Annotated in this window: 1 pseudogene; it reads right to left on the bottom strand. The window is 51.8% G+C overall.

From position 1 onward, the window contains the following. Positions 1 to 202: pseudogene (locus BN338_RS10445) on the bottom strand (phage tail tape measure protein); the annotation flags it as partial. Positions 203 to 224: the final 22 nt, after the last annotated feature.

The raw sequence follows: 224 nt of genomic DNA, 5'->3' as shown, positions 1-224 counted from the left end.
TCACTTCGATGACTGTCCCGATCCAACCAAAAGAGGCAGCAAATGCACTTCCTGAGATCATAACGCCGCGAAACGCCCCCACCAGTAAAGTCATGGGGTGAAGAAGACGCAGCCCATTCCCACCAAAGCTTGCTGCCATTAAACCCAATGAGCGCCCTGAAGTGATAAGTGAACGCCAACTTGCTTGCAATGTGCGGCTCACAGCCCCCATCTTGATAAAAGAG

Origin of the sequence: Bartonella queenslandensis AUST/NH15 (genome assembly GCF_000312585.1) — a bacterium.
GTDB lineage: Bacteria > Pseudomonadota > Alphaproteobacteria > Rhizobiales > Rhizobiaceae > Bartonella > Bartonella queenslandensis_A.
The sequence above is the reverse complement of the archived record's forward strand: the minus strand, read 5'-3'. Positions and strand labels throughout refer to the sequence as shown.